Here is an 18,027-nt window from a genome sequence, read left to right on the forward strand (position 1 = left end):
GTTTCGTATGTATTATTTATTCTTGTTGCTGCTGCGAAGTCCTGCCGCCGAGAAAGCCCGACATGAACGCATACGCCCTGGCTTGGAATCCTATCTCGTCTTCTTTGTTGAGAAAGCCTATGATTGAATCAGGAACAGGCTTGTTTTGAGACATGTATATTTTCATCAGCGTGTCGCAGAAATCCTCAATGCGGCCGTTTCTTACCATGGAGAGCATCGAATACGACTTTCTCTTTCTTGTATCATAATCTATCACGTCAAAATTGCTTCCTTCGTTCTGTATGCTTTTCAAGATGCCATAAATCTGCTTAGATTCTAGCAATGGACGCCCTCCTCCCTCGCGCTCAATGCCGGCTGCAATTGATGCACGTATGGAGGAAATAAGAGAAACATTAAAAACATTTCTCAACGAGTAGCCATCCCTTCTGTTCAGGTGTTCAAGCATCAGGGAATGGCAAAGTGGAAAGAGCGAATCATGCTCTAATATCCTAGCGACCACGTTGCGCTTAAGATTCACCACCAAGCCGTTTCCTATCTCAACTCGGCCGTAAATGTTGTCGAGGGCATTTGCTGCATATCTGTTTTCTTCTGTAAACAAGCTTGCAATGTCTTCGCCAATGTGGAAATAGCGAAAGTCTGGCCTTCCGCTATCCTTTCTTGGAGTGGTTCTTATCTCTATGAACAAGATGTTTGAGAGGGCCCATCTTGCCTTCATTTCGTGCTTGCTCAGAAATACGTCCTGAATGATGTCTTGATATATGGTGTCTTGGAGATTTTCATCTTCCCTTGCGTACAGGTTTTGTACGCTCTCATTTTCTTTCCACAGTAACTCCAGAGATGGCAAATTTACAAAGATGTTGTTAGTGTTATAGACTGTGTCTCTGAATCTGTATGGTATTTCTGTGAAACCTGCCCATGCAGAGATCAGCAAAAGTTCGCACACGTCGCAGACAAAAAGGTCGGGCTGCATATTGTAAAAAAAGTTCTTGAATTTGATCGTCAACGCGGTTGTCGAAAACATGCCTTCTGCAAAAATGGAATCGACGTCATCAAACTTGTCAGGTGCGACTCTGTTTTGCTTGCAAAACCTGCATAAAAATCCCCCGTTGGATGACGAGGAAGAGCCGACGAGTTTGATTGCAGGTTTTACATATTCCTCATTGAAGGACTTTTTTCTTGCCTTGCTGGCGGGATTGGCAATTACATTCTTGTTCCTGTAAAAGGAATTGAGGTAGATATATACAAAGTTCAGGCTCTTGTCGCGCAGCTGCTTTATGTTCTTGGAAACCGCCTCGTCAAGCTGCTTCTCTACTTTTGCAATATCCTTTTGATCCAAGGCAGGATATTTTGCCAGTTCCGTATCAGCTAGGTCTTTTGCCTTCTTTCCAAATTCTTCTGCGGCCTTGATTGTAGATTGTAACGTGGAATCAAAATCGTTGTAGTCTTGCTTGATTTTGCCAAGGCTGCTTTTCTCAAGCTTGGCAAACTTCGACCTGAGTTCTGCGAATTGCCGGTTGTCCAGAGTCTGCTTCAAGCCTGCAAATACCTCTGATCCCGGTCTGAATACTCCCTCAGCTTTCCTCATCAACACGTGGGTGAAATACCAGTCTGTATAGCCTTCTAGGTCAGAAGGAGTGATCTCAATATACTCTTTAGATAGGTCCGGCAGTCTTTTGCCTGCAAGCTTGCGCATGCGTAGGTAACCTACGATGCCTGCGTTCATCAGCCAATCTCCTGCAACAATCCTCATTGCACATCAACCTCTACAAACCCAAAGCCGTTGCTTCTACGATAGCCTATGCCGGCTTGGTAAAAGAATTTCAAGACGTGAGGTGCTGCGTCCATGCGTAGGACTCCTGTGAAACCTAAAACCAATCCTCCATAGTGAGTCATTACCACTTTTTTAAACTTTAAAATCTCAAAGCTTATTCTGCCATAATCCTCTAGGCGATCACCGTTATGCAGCGCCCATTCTTCAGATAGTGCATTTTGGAATGATTCTGTAAATCCTTCTTCATTAGGAAGCACATGCTGATCTCTTTTCTGGTAATGGCGAATGACTATTGGAGATAGAGTTGCAAAGATCACACAATCTCTTTTTAGCTGTTCTTCTTTGATATGCGATACCAAAGGATTCGCTATTTGCGTATCATATATTGGAAATTCTTTGATTGATAAAAGGCTATTGTACAATAGCGTTCCAAGCATCAGTGAGGCTGACGAGACATACAACCTAACGTTACTGCCAATGATGATTTTCTTGTCTTTTATTATTGGCCTTCGGTCAAACCTTATTGCAAAGGATAAAGGGGCTGTATCGATGCTTTGTGAAGTAGCACTCCTAGCCTTGTCCAAAGCAGTCTTTATTAAAGATACAAATCCTGCACGGTAATCTATGGGAAGTTCAGCCGGACCAGTAACGTCATAGGTGACTGAAAATCTCAATAATTTCGTATAAAATTAGCCGAACCTATTAAAGTTTAATAGAAAAAGATAACATCTATCCGATCATACGTTAATGCATGCAGACACTGCCTGATGAACTTTTCAAACAAGGCGAAAATCTTCAATTTACCGGCACCCAGATCAACTACTACTTTGTCTGCAAGCGCAAGCTGTGGTTCTTTTCCCACAACATGACGCTGGAATCCGATTCTGACCTGGTACTGATGGGCAAGCTTTTGCATGAGAACAGCTACAAGCGCAAACCCATGAAAGAAATCGAGATAGACAGGATAAAGATAGATTTTGTCGAAAAATCAAAAGAGGTACACGAAGTCAAGCGATCAAGGAAAATCGAAGACGCCCACATTTACCAGCTGCTGTACTACCTGTATTTTCTAAAAAAGTCGGCAGGCTTGGAGGCAAAAGGCGTGCTGGACTACCCACTTTTAAAGAAAAAAGTTAATGTCGAGCTTACATCAGACAAAGAAACAGAGTTGGCAGGCATTCTAGCTAATGTGGGAAGCATAATTAATCAAGACAAGCCTCCTGAGGCAGAGTGGAAGTCGTACTGCAAAAACTGCGCGTACAGGGAACTGTGCTGGGGATAGGACAAAAAATATGCGCGACTATTACATTTTTAAAAGCGGGCGGATTCGCAGGAGCGAAAACACAGTTGAGTTTGAAAACTCCAATGGCGAAAAGAAATCCCTGCCAATAAACGACGTCTACTGCATCCACCTCTTTGGAGAAATAGACCTGAACACGAAATTGATCGTATTCATGAACCAGCACGGAATACCCCTGCATTTCTATAACTATTACGGATACTATTCTGGAAGCTTTTACCCGAGAGAAAAACTGCTGTCTGGATTCCTCATAGTCAAGCAGGTGGAACACTACATCGACCCGTCAAAGAGGCTGCAGATAGCAAAGGAATTTGTCAATACAGCAATAACCAACATCCTGACAAACCTCGACCACTACAAAAAGAGCGGCAAAGACGTTGGCGCGTTCATCGACAAAATCAAAGACGAGTCTGCAGCCCTTGAAAGTGCTTCAACCGTATCCGAACTCATGGGCATCGAAGGGAGGGCAAGAGATGCCTACTACTCTTCCTTCAACTCGTTTCTAAGAGAAGGGTTTGAGTTTGAAAAGAGGACCAAGATGCCACCACAAAACATGATCAACAGCCTGATATCGTTTGGAAACTCCTTGATGTATGCCACCGTGCTGACAGAGATATACCACACGCAGCTGACCCCTACGGTAAGCTACCTTCACGAGCCGGGAGAGAGGCGGTATTCGCTTGCGCTGGACGTAAGCGAAGTCTTCAAGCCCCTAATCGTGGACAGGGTGATATTCAACCTGATAAACAACAGGATCATAAAAGAAGAACACTTTGTTGAGGAGCTTAACTTCTGCTATCTCAACGAGCAGGGCAGGCGCACATTCCTAGCAGAATACCAAAAGAAACTCGATACCACAATCAACAATGCTCGCCTGAAACGCAATATCAGCTACCAACGACTGATACGGATAGAGTGCTTTAAACTCGTAAAACATCTTCTGGGCGAGAAGGATTACCGGGGATTGAGGAGCAAGTAGCTGGACAGGATGTATGCCATTATAGTATACGACGTCGGAGTGGAAAGAATCGATGCAGTACGCCACATTCTGAAAAAGTACCTGACATGGATTCAGAATTCCGCGTTTGAGGGAGAAATAACTACGGGTAAACTAGAAGAGGTTCGAATTTTGATTGCAAATGTAATAGACAAGGAAAAGGATTCCGTTGTAGTCTACTCTATTAACAATCCGGCGTGGATTGAGAAGAAAACATGGGGAAGAGATAAAGGAACCACGGATAACGTTCTATGACAGAAGGCAGTCCGCATTTATAAAGAAATTGCAGCATCGGAGGCTGACCCAAATGTTGATAAATCAAGAGAATGTATGAGAAGGTGCCCAAAATTTGGGGGTTTGAATCGCACTATTATAGGATTGAAAGCAGGCTAAGGATGCGTTGTCGGAGTGGAACATAGAGGTTTGAATCGCACTATTATAGGATTGAAAGGAAGTACCAGGTATTGAGAGAGATGGTAGAAGTAGAGTTTGAATCGCACTATTATAGGATTGAAAGTACGGCAATTCGGCAAGGATAGCCCACAGGCTAGTTTGAATCGCACTATTATAGGATTGAAAGTCAGCAATCATCCCCCGGATGTTGCCGTTAATCATGGTTTGAATCGCACTATTATAGGATTGAAAGTAGTTGGCGCCGCTGTCGTTGCAGCCGTCGCATCCGTGTTTGAATCGCACTATTATAGGATTGAAAGCAGTTAGCAGACTATCAATACAACATCTGGCAGTCGGGTTTGAATCGCACTATTATAGGATTGAAAGACAATCCACAGTTAGGTACAGGCATACCATCAAGTGTGTTTGAATCGCACTATTATAGGATTGAAAGGTTTGGGTACGGCAGGGATTTTGTCTTTGCCCTTTAGGTTTGAATCGCACTATTATAGGATTGAAAGTAAAGAGACCGAGGCCGATGATTCCAACCACTATGCCGTTTGAATCGCACTATTATAGGATTGAAAGCTTTGAGACGACCTTCCGCCTTCCATAGTCGTATTTGTTTGAATCGCACTATTATAGGATTGAAAGAATATGATAAAGGATAGGTTATACGCTCCATGTCCTGTTTGAATCGCACTATTATAGGATTGAAAGTTGTAAAAGGAGTGCCAAGAACTACGTTTTTGATTGGTTTGAATCGCACTATTATAGGATTGAAAGAGCAGGGAGTTTCTCCCGTTCTCTCATCATTACCCAGTTTGAATCGCACTATTATAGGATTGAAAGTAAAGCGCGCCGTGGCGCGTGCCGCTCGCCTCCACGTTTGAATCGCACTATTATAGGATTGAAAGCCCCCTTACTTGCCGTTGCTCAGTGCGTTCAACGCTGGTTTGAATCGCACTATTATAGGATTGAAAGCTGTTAACAATTTGGATGTCAAGCCCCACATACTTAGTTTGAATCGCACTATTATAGGATTGAAAGGCAGCAGGTGCCGGCAATCCGGACGCAATAATGAGTGTTTGAATCGCACTATTATAGGATTGAAAGCCGCTTGACGACGACTTTGAAGACGACGACGCTCCCGTTTGAATCGCACTATTATAGGATTGAAAGAAAAAGTTAAAGAATTGGCAAAAAGCGTGCCTGCTCGTTTGAATCGCACTATTATAGGATTGAAAGATTGTTGCAGTAAAGATATGGCCTATTTGCGCGCTAGTTTGAATCGCACTATTATAGGATTGAAAGAATATCCTTGGGAAATCACGTTGATGTCTAGCCATCGTTTGAATCGCACTATTATAGGATTGAAAGAGCACCATGAAAGGAATCTTGCGCTTGCGTTTTTTGGTTTGAATCGCACTATTATAGGATTGAAAGTAATTTGGCTCTCTGAAAGACCGCCCCACATGCTCTGTTTGAATCGCACTATTATAGGATTGAAAGGGTAGACAAATACGGTAATGGGGTGGGCCTGGTAAAGTTTGAATCGCACTATTATAGGATTGAAAGGGTTATCAGGACCATCAACAGCCCAAGCACAATTAAGTTTGAATCGCACTATTATAGGATTGAAAGGACGTTCCACCGCCGCCAGTGGAAGGCGGGCTGCCGCGTTTGAATCGCACTATTATAGGATTGAAAGATCTCCAAACCAAGTAGTAAATGCGTATGGTATCAAGGTTTGAATCGCACTATTATAGGATTGAAAGCTTCAACGCTCAACGAGGATAACCCGATGTCGCTCGTTTGAATCGCACTATTATAGGATTGAAAGACCGGGCCATGCCTTGTTTTACTCGTCCGCATGGCTCGTTTGAATCGCACTATTATAGGATTGAAAGAGGTCTATCTTGCAACCGGCAAAAAGATCGCAATAGAGTTTGAATCGCACTATTATAGGATTGAAAGAGTTCATGAGAGCACTGCAGGTGGTATTTACCTAGAGTTTGAATCGCACTATTATAGGATTGAAAGTTACAGAGGGTTTGGTTACCGACGTATCCGCCACGGATGATGGTCTTGATTTTTCAAGTAACGAAAGTCTCATGTGACGAGACTCGTCACAGAAGAGCTGTTCCGACCTTTTTACAATGAGCAAATTGAATACAACGTGTAAAACTATATAATTTGCCTGCGGTTATTAACCCGATATGTCCGAAATCAACCGTTTGAGTTCGGACTCGATATCTGCAGAATCCGGGAACCACCGGGCCCGCTAAATGTATAACCACCATCGGACGATGGAATATTGCTCAAATGATGACCTGTTATCCAAGGGAGCGATGAGGCGATGACCACCTTACGACGGTCTGATGAGTGCACTATGCAACTGTATCATGATGCGCGCAGTCGCGCCCCAGATGACGTTTCCCCTGTACGTGAACCTGTACGCGTTCTTTGAAAGGTGAAAGTGCTCGGTGTCCGGCTCCATCGTTTCAAGCGTCTCTATCAGGGGGGCGTCAAGCACCTCCTCCACCTCGTGCGCAGAGACGCGGTAGCGCGGGAGCATGTCCTGCACGGTCACAAACGGCACGATGTAGTGGTTTGAAGTCATCGTCCTGACTACCTGCAGGCTTCCTGCAATGTCCTTTGGCGAAAACACTATCCCGACCTCCTCCTGCGTCTCGCGCAGCGCGGTTTCAAGGAGCGTCGCGTCGCCCTCCGCGTGCCTGCCGCCGGGAAAAGAGATCTCGCTTCCGTGCGACTTTAGCCCCGCGCTCCTCTTTGTCAAAAAGACGTGCGGCACGCCACCGTGATGGTAGTGGATTATGACAAGCACCGCCGACGGTATCGAGGTCGCGGCATCCTGCGGCATGTGCACGCTTTTTTTATTTGCCAGCGCGCCTGCCAGACGCTGCAGGAGCTCCTCCTTTTGCACGACGTTTCTTTGCGCGCGCTGGTTAAATTCCGTTACGGAAAAAGAAGTGTAGCTGGCCAAAAAGAGGGGAGAGAAGGGGTCAGACGCGGTAGCTGCCCATCTCTTGCGCCGGTATGTCGACAAGCACCTGCGAGCCGTCAAAGGACTCTACGCGCGACTTGGGTATCTTGTATATCCTCGACCTGGTGCCAAGGACTACAATAGAGTCCTGCTCTTCGGAGGCGATGTTTCCAAGCGGCATGCCGTCCTTTGTCCTGACTCCCTTGTGTATCACGCGGTCCCAGCGCAGTACGGCCGGTTCAGACGACGATTGCATTCTTTTTGTTCGCCTGATAATCATATGCCCAGTTTTGGTATTAAGGCTCGCTTAACCATGTACATTAACACGGTTACGCACTACTATGCTGCGCTGGAACCTGTAAATAACATGGCTGGGTAACAACAATATCTCATGTCGGCAAGCCCCGTACGGACAATCATGGTCCCCATTGACGGCTCTGAAAACGCCCACCGCGCTGCGTCCTTTGCTGTCGACCTGGCGCACAGGTACGGCGCAGGGCTTCTCGTAGTCCACGCGCTTGAATTAAACCAGAGCCTCGTGTCACTCGGCGTTTACGGGGCCGCGTACCCGCAAAACATCGACAAGATACTTGAAGCGGCGGGCAAGGAAGCCGCTCCCTGGTTTGACCGCGTAAAAAGGAAGCAGATGCCCTCAACGTCCGGATGAAGAGCGAGGTCATACACGCCCCGCTGTCGCTTGTGGGCGAGATTGTAAACTATGCAGAAGTGAACAATGCCAGCCTCATAGTGATAGGGAGCAAGGGCCGCACCGGCTTTAAGAAGCTCTTGATGGGAAGCGTCTCTTCGGGCGTCGTCACGTACGCGCCCTGCCCCGTGCTTGTCGTGAAATAATGATGATTGTTGTCACGAGGGAGGAGGCTGCTGCTTGTCAGTGCTTTCCTTTGCAGCCGCCCTGTCTTTGGTCCTCTTTTTGAGGAACCAGAGGCCGATGATGCCTGCGGCTGAAGCAATCACCATTTCAATGACAAGCTGCGTCCCTTCAGCGTCAAGGAGTGCCATGATATATATGCCGCCTGTGTTATCGCAGCCGCCACATAATATGGTAGTGCTGTTGGGCCTGCCATGATGACTTGAAAAACAGGCCTGTGTGCTGCGCAAGAATCAAGCCGACTTGGCCTTTACCTCTATCTTTTTGTACGCGACCCTGCAGTAGCCGTGGATGTGCGTCACGTCGTCCATCCTCTCGCACCTGGGGCAGGTCCATATGACATATTCCTGGCAGACGGTGCAGATGGCAGTCGGCGAAAGATACTCGCCGCACGCCCTGCATGATATTTTGTGACTCATCGTCCTGTTTTCTCCAATTATTGTAACGTCAGTTGCAATTCTTCTATTGCACGTATAAGAACATTATGCAACAAAATCACCTGCAAATAATAGTAAAACGGGCACGTTAACATGGTTAAGCTTTGTTCTAATACAATTTCGTCGCATGACGTGATGATATGGTATCTGGCAAGTTAGGGATCGGCGCGATACTGGTGGTCATCGGGATAGGCGGAATCGCGTACGCCATGCCAATCGAGGCAAATTCAATGGTGGTGGACGGCAACAGCCCTGTCATATACGGCAAGGCGCCCCATTCGCCGCTTCCGTCCTCCATGGTGCCGTACGTCGGGATAGTGGCAGCCTCTGCCGCGTCGCTTGTCATTGGCATCACGTTTCTGTCAGTCGGGCATATGGAAGTGTTCAAGCCAAAAAGCGTGCCTGCACCCAAGGCGAAGGCGGAAAAGGAGAAAGAAGAAAAAGAAGCGGCCAGCCAGTCGTCGCCCAAACACGCAGCAGACGCGGCCTAGCCTGGTCGCTCCTGCATTTTTATGATCGACAACATATGTCTTGAATGGGCGAAAAACATTCTGACATTTCAAATTGGCCACAGTAAAGGTGCAGGCACTGTGCACCTCTGCATCATTTAATAAGGCGCAGGGGTGCCAAATTCCGGCCTGCGATGAAGATAGCGTACGAGCTGAACCCGCCCAAGGTGGCAAGGGAAGGGCGCTTTGACCAGCGGCGCCTCGACAGCGACATGGAAGCCCTGAAAGGGCGCGCGTCGCAACTGGGCAGGCATCACGTTGTTGACGGCATACACCTCACCGACTCTGTCCTTGGCGTGCCCCGTGTGTCAAGCATCACCGCTGCGTCGTTTGTGAAAAAGGCCGCAAAAGGCGTAAAATTGAGCTGCAGCATAAGGACAAGCGACCGGAACATCATCACGCTCTGCCAGGCAGCGGCTGACGCCGTCATATCCGAGATCGACAGCCTGTTGATACTTCTTGGCGACGCGCCTACAGACGGCCGCAATTCGGGATTAAAGCCGTCGCAGGCAGTCAAGATGCTTCGCGACCAGGGATTTGACCGCAAGGTAAAGCTGGACCTGTCGTTTCCCGCAAAAATCGCCGACAAGAACGCGCCGGCGATACGGGCCAAGCTCGACGCAAGGCCGCACGCGCTTGTCACGCAGTCGATATCGTCGCTTTCCGACCTTGGCGAAATAGTCGATTTTGTCAAGCCGCACGGCATCAGCGTTGTTGCGTGCATCATGGTGCCCTCTGAAAAGAACGAGCAGTCTGCCAGGATGATCGGCCTTGACTGGTCCGGCTACAAAAAAGAGCCGGCGGAATTTGTGAAAAAGGCAGGCAGGATGGCAGGAATGGTGCTCCTCACCTCGCCCAACAGCTTTTCGTCAGGCATTGATCTCCTTAAACAGCTAGGATAACTGTTAAAATTCAGTACTGAGAGATGCGACTCGCAATTTTTAAAGCGATTTTTCTAATTCCAAGATCTCGATCATGATACTCCTCAATGATCTCTTGCCATGATAATCTAATCACATTACTCATAAGCGAACAAATGCGTAGTAGTAATAGTAGTCCAAAATGCGAGTGAACTAGAGATAATTAACACATTCAAGACACATCCCTAATAAATGGGCTCCCAGCCACGCGTCACTCTTATAACATCAAGCAGGCCAGAATAACTGCACGTTGAGCAGCGTTTCAGGTTCTCCGTAGGATCGCCATCAAACGTTGCTATAGTAATCTCCTCATTGCATTTGGGACACCTTGCTTTAATCCAGATGCATTCTCCCATATTCTTGACAGCTTTATTATTGCAGACAACGCAAGTGCCATGCATATACATCTGGCCGTTTACTCTCACCTCGCTGTGATAAAGCGTAAACTGCCTATCCAGCCTGCAAACCTCGCAGTATGTTACAAAGTTGAATGACAACAGCCACTTAAGATAAGCTACAACAATGACTTAACGTTTCACCTCATGTGCGTGCCCTAGAGTAAACGAAGAAAATGCAAGCGCGTTAGACGTTTTTGTTATTTAGGAAAATCTAGAGCTCCCTGGCTGCTATCTCGCCTTTCAGCTCGTCAAGGACCTTGCGCTGGTACTCGCGCAGCCCGTCGTCCTCCGGCAGGCGCGGCCTGCGGTAGTCGACTGCCACCTCTTTCTTTATCGTGCCGGGCCTTTTCGTGAACACGACGACCTTGTCGCCAAGGCACACCGACTCGGTGATGTTGTGCGTGATAAACACGATTGTCTTTTTTGTGCGCGCCCAGATCAGCTGCAGTTCGACAAGCAAAAGGTCGCGCGTCTGGCTGTCAAGCGCGGCAAAGGGCTCGTCCATCAGGAGCACCTCGGGATCGATGGCAAGGGCCCGCGCTATTGCCACGCGCTGCTTCATGCCGCCGGACAGCTGGTACGTGTAGGCGTCTGCGAATTTCGTGAGCTGCATCATTTCGAGGTACTGCATCGCTATCCCGTTGCGCTTTGCCTTCTCGACCCCCTTTACCATCAGGCCGAACTCGACGTTGTCAATGACACGCAGCCACGGAAAGAGCGCGTTTTCCTGGAAGACCATTATCCTCTCCGGGCCGGTCTCTGTCACCGGCTTGCCGTCAAGCACCACCTCTCCCTCGCTTGGCCTGTCAAGCCCTGCAAGTATGTTCAAAAGGGTCGTCTTGCCGCAGCCGGACGGGCCGACGAGGCAGACGAACTGGCCATCCTCTATCGACAGGTTGATGTTGCTTATGGCCGATACCTGGGCCTGGTCGCCGCCACCACCGTTGCCTTGCACGGAGTTAAAGTGCTTGCCGATGTTGCGCGCTTCAAGTTTTGCCATTTTCTTTTTCTTCCTCCTCTTCCTCTTTTTTATACCAGGTCGCTCATGTCACCAAACTGCTTCATCTTTTGCTCCCTGCGCCTGTCAATAAACGTGATGGCGCCCCCTGCCACAATGACGATTATTCCTGCAATGAGCAAGAGCATCGCGATCGCCGTGGAAACGGCGTTTGGCATGCTGATGACCTCGCTCACTACCTGCTCCTCGCCAAATATCACCGACGCGTCAAGCGAGGCGTTGCCTAGGTTTGAAATGGTGATGGTGTAGTTGCCCTGCTTCTGGGCCGCAAAAAGCTCGTTAGCGATGGGAGGGCTCAGGTTTCTCTCCAGCACCGATTCGCCGTCAGGGTCGCTGACGCTGACTGCGGCCTGCACGGGCCCTGCTGCCGGGTAATTCGGAAACGCCACGACGTACGCGCCCCTGCCGGACGTGATGTTTCCCTGCAGGTCAAGCCTGGCTTCCGGCGCAATGGTGTGCATGTTTTTCTGCTGTATTTCCCTGAGGAACTGGGAGGCGTAATAGCTGCTTGCTATAAAGCTAAAGGCGACGATGGCGCCTCCTGCAATGAGCAAAATGTGCCCCCTTCTCAGCCTCAATTTCTGACGTTCCTAAGCCATGCACGGATATAATCTTATCAAGGTGCGGATTGAGAAGATTTCTCCGGCTCTTACAGCACGAAATACTCTGCCTGCGGGTGGTGGACCACTATTGCGGCTGTGGACTGGTCCGGCACTATCTGCCCAGATTCTGTCAGGCCCATGCCTGACTTGGCCGGGTCCAGTATCTGCCACACGAGGTGGTGCTGCATCACGTCGGGGCAGCTTGGGTATCCCCAGCTGTAGCGCAGGCCGCGCCTGTCGCCGATGCCAAGCTCCTTTCGTATGCGGGCGTTGACCCACTCGGCCATCGCCTCTGCCGTCTCCACCGCAAGGCCGTGCAGATAGTACGCGTCGGAGTAGCGGTCCTGCTTGTTCCACCTGTCGATAACTTCTGTGACCTTTGTACCGACCGTGACTGCCTGGAAAGCCGCGACGTCGTCCTGCCCGAAATAGTCTGCAAGGCACAGGTGCTTTTCCTTGGCAGACCTTGGGAACTCGAAAACGGCCTGCCTGCTGCTATCATTGGCATAGTCTACTGCCAGCCTGCCGGGGCCTCCCTTGCCCTGCGTCAGGTTGTGGCAGCGGAAATACCCGTAGACTGCCCTTGGCTCAAACAACCTGTCGTCAAGGACGCGCCCTGTCCACTCTGCAAACAATTTTTCCGGGTCGCCGCTTTCGCTTGCGCCCTTGCCCCTGATGCCCCACTGCAGGACGAAAAGAGACTTTTTGCTGATGTGCTTCCAGATTTCCCGCAGATCGAGATCGGCAGGTTCAAGCCTCACCTGCCTGTTGAGGTGCGGCGCCACGGGAGGCTCGACAGGCTTTATCCCGCTGTGCGGCAGGTCGGCGGCAGCTTCAGCCGCGGCCTCCCTCTCTGTCCACTTTTCAAGCCTCTGCCGCCAGTCGCCCACGAACTGCGCCCTCTCCTCCTTTGACACGAGCGCGTTCATCGCCCGCAGCCCGTCAAACGCGGTCTTGCAGTAAAATACGCCGGGGCTGTAAATGCCTCCGTCCTTGGCTATCCTGTTGATGTAGTTGCTGTTTATCGCGGCGCCTCCGCACAGCACGGGAACTTCCATGCCGTTCTGCCGGGCGTGCTCGACGAAATACTGCATCTGCTTTGAAGTCGACACGAGCAGCGCGGAAAGCCCGACCGCGTCAGGCCTGACCTCCTCTATCTTTTCCAGTATCTTTTGCATCGGCACCTGCTTGCCGAGGTCGTAGACCGTGTAGCCGTTGTTCGTGAAAATGGTCTTGACCAGGTTCTTGCCTATGTCGTGCACGTCGCCATACACCGTGCACAGTACCAGCTTGCCCTTGCTCACCCCTTCCTGCTTTATCAGGTATTTTTCAAGCTCTGCAACCGCTGCCTTCATGCACTCTGCCGATTTCAGAACGAACGGCAGGATGAGCTCGCCTGCTCCAAACTTGTCGCCAACTTCCTTCATGGCCGGCAGCAATACTTCATTCAGAGTCTGCACCGCCGCTTCGTGCGCGGCCTCCCTCTTTGCCTCTGCTGCTATCTTGCCATCGACAACCTTGGCGCCCGGTATGCGGCCGGCTATTGCCTGCACGACGTCTGCCTCGATGCCGTCCTTCAGCCGGTTTACTATCCGGAAATGGCATTTCCTGTCTGCGTCCCACGACGGGTCGACTTCGACGCGCTTGCCGCCAGTACCTGATGCTACCTTTGCCCGCTCGCCCTCAAAGTACGCGATGAGGTCTGAAAGCGCGTTCTGGTGTTTATTAAAAATGAGGTCCTCTGCAAGCCTCTTTTGCTCGACGTCGATTTCGGGGTACGGTATGACGTCTCTGGCGTTGATGATGACGGTGTCAAGCCCCGCCTTTATGGCGTGGTACAAAAACACAGAATTTACGATCTTGCGGGCGCCTGCCGGCAGACCAAAGCTGACGTTGCTGAGGCCAAGCGTGGTAAACGCGCCGGGGAACCTCTGCTTGACAAGCCTTATCCCTTCAAGCGTGTTTTTTGCAGAGTCGGCATACTCGGCCTCGCCCGTCGCAAGCGTGAACGTGAGCACGTCGAAAATAAACTGCCAGGGCGCAAGCCCGTACTTTTTGCTGCCAGTGTCGTACAGCAGTTGCGCAGTCTCGACCTTTTCCTCGGCAGTCTTGGCCATCCCCTTTGGTCCGATGCACATCGCTATCGCCGGCAGGCCGTACCTTGCCATGATGGGCGCAAGCGCTGAAAAACGCGACCCGTCGCCTTCGAGGTTTATCGAGTTTATTATCGGCCTGCCCGGTATCTGCATCACCGCTGCTTCGACGACCTTTGGGTCGGTCGAGTCTATCACGAGCGGCGCCTCGACCTCAAGGCTCAGGCGCTTGACCAGCTTTTTCATGAACTCCAGCTCGTCGGACCGCTCTGTCGTTGCGACGCAGACGTCGAGGCAGTGCGCCCCGTCCTCGACCTGCTCCCTTGCAAGGTTCACGAGGCCGTCGAGGTCATCCTTTAGCACCATCTCCTTGGCTTTTCTGGAGCCCTGGGTGTTGAGGCGCTCGCCTATGATGAGCGGCGCAGGCTCTTGCTTTAAATCGACTGCCTTGAGCGCCGAGCTGACGCGTGGTACCTTCAAACGCATTTCAGTATCGCAAAATCAGGTATATTTGCTATCCACCTGCGCGGGCCCTCCAGGGCAGGCCGCTGCTGGGGCGGCCATGCCGCAGGAAAGTTCTCTCATGCTATCATGCTCGGCGATATCGTGGTAAAGATGCCGTCAATCCCGAACCTTTCCTCAATCGCCTCCCTGTAGTCGAGGAACCACTCGATGTTTTCAGGGGTGTTCGGGGCGACCACGAAGAACCCTGCATTACTTGCGCCATCGTGCCTTGTGCCGTTCTGTATGGTCGTTCCGCTAAAAGGCGGGAGCACCGTGACTCCGCCAAAGCGCTCGGCCAGTTCCGTCCTCGTCTGCTCAAGCAGCTCCTGCCCGATGGTCGTGCCGTCGCCGCGCTCTGTCGAGAAAAGGTAGTCGACCCTGACGTGGGGAGAGTCGAAAACAACTTTTCCTGCGCTGCCGCTCGATTCAGCAGTGGCTATAGTGGTAGCTCCAAGAGCCTCCGCCTCCCTGTTCATGACGCCTGCCAGCTTGACGTCGTAATCGGTGATCTTGTTCCCAACGCTCCACGAATACAGGTAGACGGACACTGTGTTGTAGTTGTTGGTCCAGTCGGGATGGTGGTTCATCTTTTCTGTCTCGAGCCCGACGTTGTACATGAACTGGAAGGCCTGCACAAAGTTCTTGAACTGGAAGGTCTTGTGGAGTTTGCTCCTGCCGCCATCGTCCACAACCTGCCAGCCGCTCAATTCCGTGCTGTTCGCAAGTTCCTTGATCCGGCTTTCTGGCAGGATGATGTAGGCCATGTCTGCAGGGTTGACTGCCGTCTCTGGTATCAATGTCGCCGGGGATTTGGTCTTGTTATTTGCTGCCGCTGCCGTCAAGTAGCCTGTGGCGTTGCCGCCGGGGCTGAACTTTTCAAGCGCGACCCTTTTTGTCCAGCCGTCAAAAGTGGCAGTCACCGTAAACGGCCTTCCCTCCAGGCTGTGGAATCCTACCGCGTTTGCCGCCAGGCTCATCGAGCCGTGGTCCGCGGAATCCGGCATGGCAAAGAACAGCGGAGAAGCGTAGGTCTTGTTGTTGGACGGCTCGGTGTAGAGGGGCGGCGCGTTTTTCGCCGGCCCGTCATAGTGGTGGTACGTGAACAGCTCCACGGGGCCGCTTGCAGCCCAGGTGAGCGTGCCGCTGTAGATCACGTCATCGCCGAGGGGCGGCAAAAACACTGCAGACTGGTGGGCCTCGTGGCCCGGGGCGGGATCCTGGCCTGACGCCATCGTCTTTGTCACGAGGACCCTGCCCAGTAGAGTCCTGGCCTCGGCATCCTGCTGTTGCTGTCCCTGCGACAGTGTGATGCCAGTATATGCAAATATTGCCAGCATCGATGCGGCCGCTATAGCAAGTGCAAGGCGCAGCATTTCTTGTTTTCCTGCCGGCCTGCTCCTGCCGCCATCATTATTGTTATCATCATCTTGCTTGCTTGAGAATATGCGGGTCATCAAGTCCCATAGAATAGTCAGCTATAAAACTTGAACAGAAATTCCTTGTTCAGGTTTTCTGAAATACGCTAGAGTCCTCTTTGAGATGCAGTGCAGGCATATCAACGCTAGTTCATGATTCCGCAGATCTATAGGAGATAACCTTGTATACTTGTTTGTCGAATTGTATACCCATGGTATCGAGCCAGACAATCCTCAAACAGGAAGAAGAGGACGCAGTAGAAGGCGTCCCAGTCTGCAGCGCCAACTACTCCAGCCCGGTAGTCGATCAGGCCAGCTTCATTGAAGAGATCCACTACAGCATCGGCGGCAAGAAGTACATAGAAAACGCCCCACACTTCTAGGCTGGAGGGGGATATTTTTTGCAGATGAAGGGGCAGGAGCCTAAAGAGCGAGATCTGGAACTGGAAAACATAGTCGGCAACCTTTTGATCGCAGAATATCAGGTTGACAAGCTTCGGGCGCGGCTGGCTGAAAAGATCGTGGGCCGCGGCGACAGCTCGGCAAACAGCCAGTCAGTCTACACCTTCAAGAACAAGGACAAACTCTTTCGGGTCCGCGTCCAGATAGACGAGATGGAATTGTAAGCGCGCTGCTGGGATAACGGCTGGAAATGAAAAAGGCGTAAAGCGAAACAAAACACGACTCTATCTCTATCTCTCACGCCCACGCCAGGAGGCAACAAGGCAAGAGGCCTCTCTTTATTCTGACGGCGTATCAAGGACGTGCCTGAGCTCTGCAATGTGTTTCGGGTTTGTGCCGCAGCATCCCCCGATCAGGCGCACGTTTTCATAGCTTTTGACAAAATCCGCCATCCTGTGCGCGACCTCCTCAGGCCCCATCTTGTAGACTGCCTTTCCGCCCTCGTTGTGGGGCATGCCTGCGTTTGGCATGACCAGTATGGGCAGGTCCTGCTCTGCCAGCCACTTGACGCTTGGCTCCATCTCGACAGGCCCTGTTGAGCAGTTGAGGCCGAAAAAGTCGATCCCCATGTCGCTCACCGTCGTGTAGGCGGCCTGCACGCTTGTCCCAAGGAGCATCTTGCCGTACTGGTCGAGCGTCACGTTGGCGATTATGGGGACCTTCTTGCCGGCCTTTTTCATGGCCTGGTGGGATGCCTCGATTGCAAGTTTTACCTCAAGTATGTCCTGGCTCGTCTCTATCAACAGCGCATCCACGCCTCCCAGGATGAGCCCTTCGGCCTGGAGCGCAAACGCCTCCCGTATCTCGTCAAGGGGCTTTTGCCCAAGATCCTGATCATTAGAGCTTGGCAGAAACCCCGTCGGTCCCATCGAGCCGATTACATAGCGTCCCTCAAACTCGTCTGCCACTTCCCTGGCAAGCTGCGCCGCCTTTTTGTTGAACTCGACAGTCTGGCCGCCATAGCCGTACTCGTCAAGCTTGAACCTGTTGGAGCCAAAGGTGTTCGTCTCGATGCAGTCGGCGCCTGCCTCAAGGTAGCTGCGGTGGATTTTCTTTATCCACTCTGGCCTCGTGAGGATGAGGCCGTCGTTAAAGCCGTCCTTGCCGTCCGGGAAATCCTTTGGCTCTGGACTGAGCTTTTGTATCTCGGTGCCCATTGCCCCGTCGAACAGCAGCCTCCTCTTTTTGGCGGCTTCAAGAAACGGCTCTCCTGCTGGCAATGGCAAACAAGCCTCTATTTCTCACAGATTCAATTTAACCCTTCGCCGGGCCCAAAAGTAGACAAAAAGGGCAACATCTCTTGACACTGGGG

The 18,027-nt window shown here is 50.8% G+C and carries 20 protein-coding genes and 1 CRISPR repeat array; of the genes, 9 read left to right on the forward strand and 11 right to left on the reverse strand.

Annotated features, from left to right (window positions below):
* Nucleotides 1-16 precede the first annotated feature (16 nt).
* Nucleotides 17-1,750: a type I-B CRISPR-associated protein Cas8b1/Cst1 gene (cas8a1, locus tag NVIE_RS12325; protein ID WP_075055519.1), complete on the reverse strand. Its 1,734-nt coding sequence runs from the start codon at nucleotides 1,748-1,750 to the stop codon at nucleotides 17-19.
* A complete protein-coding gene (gene cas6, locus NVIE_RS12330) occupies nucleotides 1,747-2,445 on the reverse strand; it encodes a CRISPR-associated endoribonuclease Cas6 (RefSeq protein WP_084790822.1) in 699 nt (232 codons plus the stop codon). The genes cas8a1 and cas6 overlap by 4 nt, the downstream gene beginning before the upstream one ends.
* A 77-nt stretch (nucleotides 2,446-2,522) precedes the next feature.
* Between cas6 and cas4 the strand changes: the two genes are divergently transcribed.
* From cas4 to cas2, 3 genes are read left to right on the forward strand one after another with little or no spacing between them, the layout of a single operon-like run.
* Nucleotides 2,523-3,053 carry a CRISPR-associated protein Cas4 gene (gene cas4 / locus NVIE_RS12335; protein ID WP_075055521.1) on the forward strand — a complete coding sequence of 177 codons (531 nt, stop codon included), beginning with the start codon at nucleotides 2,523-2,525 and terminating at the stop codon, nucleotides 3,051-3,053.
* Nucleotides 3,054-3,063: 10 nt separating this feature from the next.
* On the forward strand, nucleotides 3,064-4,050 hold the full coding sequence (gene cas1b, locus NVIE_RS12340; protein ID WP_075055522.1) for a type I-B CRISPR-associated endonuclease Cas1b: 987 nt from the start codon (nucleotides 3,064-3,066) through the stop codon (nucleotides 4,048-4,050).
* 9 nt (nucleotides 4,051-4,059) lie between these two features.
* Nucleotides 4,060-4,323: a CRISPR-associated endonuclease Cas2 gene (gene cas2, locus NVIE_RS12345; RefSeq protein WP_075055523.1), complete on the forward strand. Its 264-nt coding sequence runs from the start codon at nucleotides 4,060-4,062 to the stop codon at nucleotides 4,321-4,323.
* 100 nt (nucleotides 4,324-4,423) lie between these two features.
* Nucleotides 4,424-6,504: a CRISPR direct-repeat array (repeat unit 30 nt; unit sequence GTTTGAATCGCACTATTATAGGATTGAAAG).
* A gap of 325 nt (nucleotides 6,505-6,829) precedes the next feature.
* Here cas2 and NVIE_RS12350 read toward each other — a convergent pair.
* Nucleotides 6,830-7,531 carry an NUDIX hydrolase gene (locus tag NVIE_RS12350; protein ID WP_144239718.1) on the reverse strand — a complete coding sequence of 234 codons (702 nt, stop codon included), beginning with the start codon at nucleotides 7,529-7,531 and terminating at the stop codon, nucleotides 6,830-6,832.
* The gene (locus tag NVIE_RS12355; RefSeq protein WP_075055525.1) at nucleotides 7,488-7,724 is read right to left on the reverse strand and encodes a hypothetical protein; all 237 of its coding nucleotides are present in this window, start codon (nucleotides 7,722-7,724) and stop codon (nucleotides 7,488-7,490) included. The genes NVIE_RS12350 and NVIE_RS12355 overlap by 44 nt, the downstream gene beginning before the upstream one ends.
* Before the next feature lie 135 nt (nucleotides 7,725-7,859).
* Here NVIE_RS12355 and NVIE_RS12360 point away from each other — a divergent pair, with 135 nt between their 5' ends.
* Both NVIE_RS12360 and NVIE_RS12365 read left to right on the forward strand, forming a co-directional pair.
* Nucleotides 7,860-8,135 carry a universal stress protein gene (locus NVIE_RS12360; RefSeq protein ID WP_084790823.1) on the forward strand — a complete coding sequence of 92 codons (276 nt, stop codon included), beginning with the start codon at nucleotides 7,860-7,862 and terminating at the stop codon, nucleotides 8,133-8,135.
* Nucleotides 8,132-8,320: a universal stress protein gene (locus NVIE_RS12365; protein WP_075055527.1), complete on the forward strand. Its 189-nt coding sequence runs from the start codon at nucleotides 8,132-8,134 to the stop codon at nucleotides 8,318-8,320. Before NVIE_RS12360 ends, NVIE_RS12365 begins: the two co-directional genes overlap by 4 nt.
* 12 nt (nucleotides 8,321-8,332) lie before the next feature.
* On the opposite strand, the gene NVIE_RS15615 is transcribed toward NVIE_RS12365, so the two are convergent.
* Entirely contained in the window at nucleotides 8,333-8,488 is a 156-nt protein-coding gene (locus tag NVIE_RS15615; RefSeq protein WP_158435228.1) for a hypothetical protein, read from the reverse strand.
* Between the two features lie 102 nt (nucleotides 8,489-8,590).
* Nucleotides 8,591-8,776: a hypothetical protein gene (locus NVIE_RS12370; RefSeq protein WP_075055528.1), complete on the reverse strand. Its 186-nt coding sequence runs from the start codon at nucleotides 8,774-8,776 to the stop codon at nucleotides 8,591-8,593.
* A 158-nt stretch (nucleotides 8,777-8,934) separates the two neighbouring features.
* Between NVIE_RS12370 and NVIE_RS12375 the strand changes: the two genes are divergently transcribed.
* Together NVIE_RS12375 and NVIE_RS12380 are read left to right on the forward strand one after the other, a co-directional pair.
* Nucleotides 8,935-9,285, forward strand: a complete 351-nt coding sequence (locus NVIE_RS12375; RefSeq protein ID WP_075055529.1) for a hypothetical protein — start codon at nucleotides 8,935-8,937, stop codon at nucleotides 9,283-9,285.
* 152 nt (nucleotides 9,286-9,437) lie between these two features.
* Nucleotides 9,438-10,205: a hypothetical protein gene (locus tag NVIE_RS12380; protein ID WP_075055530.1), complete on the forward strand. Its 768-nt coding sequence runs from the start codon at nucleotides 9,438-9,440 to the stop codon at nucleotides 10,203-10,205.
* 627 nt (nucleotides 10,206-10,832) lie between these two features.
* Here the strand turns inward: NVIE_RS12380 and NVIE_RS12385 are convergent.
* The 4 genes from NVIE_RS12385 to NVIE_RS15985 form a co-directional block, all read right to left on the reverse strand.
* Complete coding sequence (locus NVIE_RS12385; protein WP_075055531.1) at nucleotides 10,833-11,621, reverse strand: ABC transporter ATP-binding protein; 789 nt, start codon at nucleotides 11,619-11,621, stop codon at nucleotides 10,833-10,835.
* 29 nt (nucleotides 11,622-11,650) lie between these two features.
* Nucleotides 11,651-12,217 carry a hypothetical protein gene (locus tag NVIE_RS12390; RefSeq protein WP_075055532.1) on the reverse strand — a complete coding sequence of 189 codons (567 nt, stop codon included), beginning with the start codon at nucleotides 12,215-12,217 and terminating at the stop codon, nucleotides 11,651-11,653.
* Between the two features lie 71 nt (nucleotides 12,218-12,288).
* Nucleotides 12,289-14,814 (reverse strand): methionine synthase, encoded by a 2,526-nt coding sequence (locus NVIE_RS12395; protein WP_075055533.1) that lies wholly within the window; start codon nucleotides 14,812-14,814, stop codon nucleotides 12,289-12,291.
* 101 nt (nucleotides 14,815-14,915) lie between these two features.
* Nucleotides 14,916-16,292 (reverse strand): 4a-hydroxytetrahydrobiopterin dehydratase, encoded by a 1,377-nt coding sequence (locus NVIE_RS15985; protein WP_227717376.1) that lies wholly within the window; start codon nucleotides 16,290-16,292, stop codon nucleotides 14,916-14,918.
* 173 nt (nucleotides 16,293-16,465) lie between these two features.
* Here NVIE_RS15985 and NVIE_RS15750 point away from each other — a divergent pair, with 173 nt between their 5' ends.
* Entirely contained in the window at nucleotides 16,466-16,636 is a 171-nt protein-coding gene (locus NVIE_RS15750; protein WP_169736204.1) for a hypothetical protein, read from the forward strand.
* 18 nt (nucleotides 16,637-16,654) lie between these two features.
* On the forward strand, nucleotides 16,655-16,879 hold the full coding sequence (locus tag NVIE_RS12405; RefSeq protein WP_158435229.1) for a hypothetical protein: 225 nt from the start codon (nucleotides 16,655-16,657) through the stop codon (nucleotides 16,877-16,879).
* Nucleotides 16,880-16,993: 114 nt separating this feature from the next.
* Here the strand turns inward: NVIE_RS12405 and NVIE_RS12410 are convergent, their stop codons facing one another.
* Nucleotides 16,994-17,935: a homocysteine S-methyltransferase family protein gene (locus tag NVIE_RS12410; protein WP_075055536.1), complete on the reverse strand. Its 942-nt coding sequence runs from the start codon at nucleotides 17,933-17,935 to the stop codon at nucleotides 16,994-16,996.
* Nucleotides 17,936-18,027: the final 92 nt, after the last annotated feature.

Source organism: Nitrososphaera viennensis EN76, assembly GCF_000698785.1.
In the GTDB taxonomy this organism is placed as follows: Archaea; Thermoproteota; Nitrososphaeria; order Nitrososphaerales; family Nitrososphaeraceae; genus Nitrososphaera; species Nitrososphaera viennensis.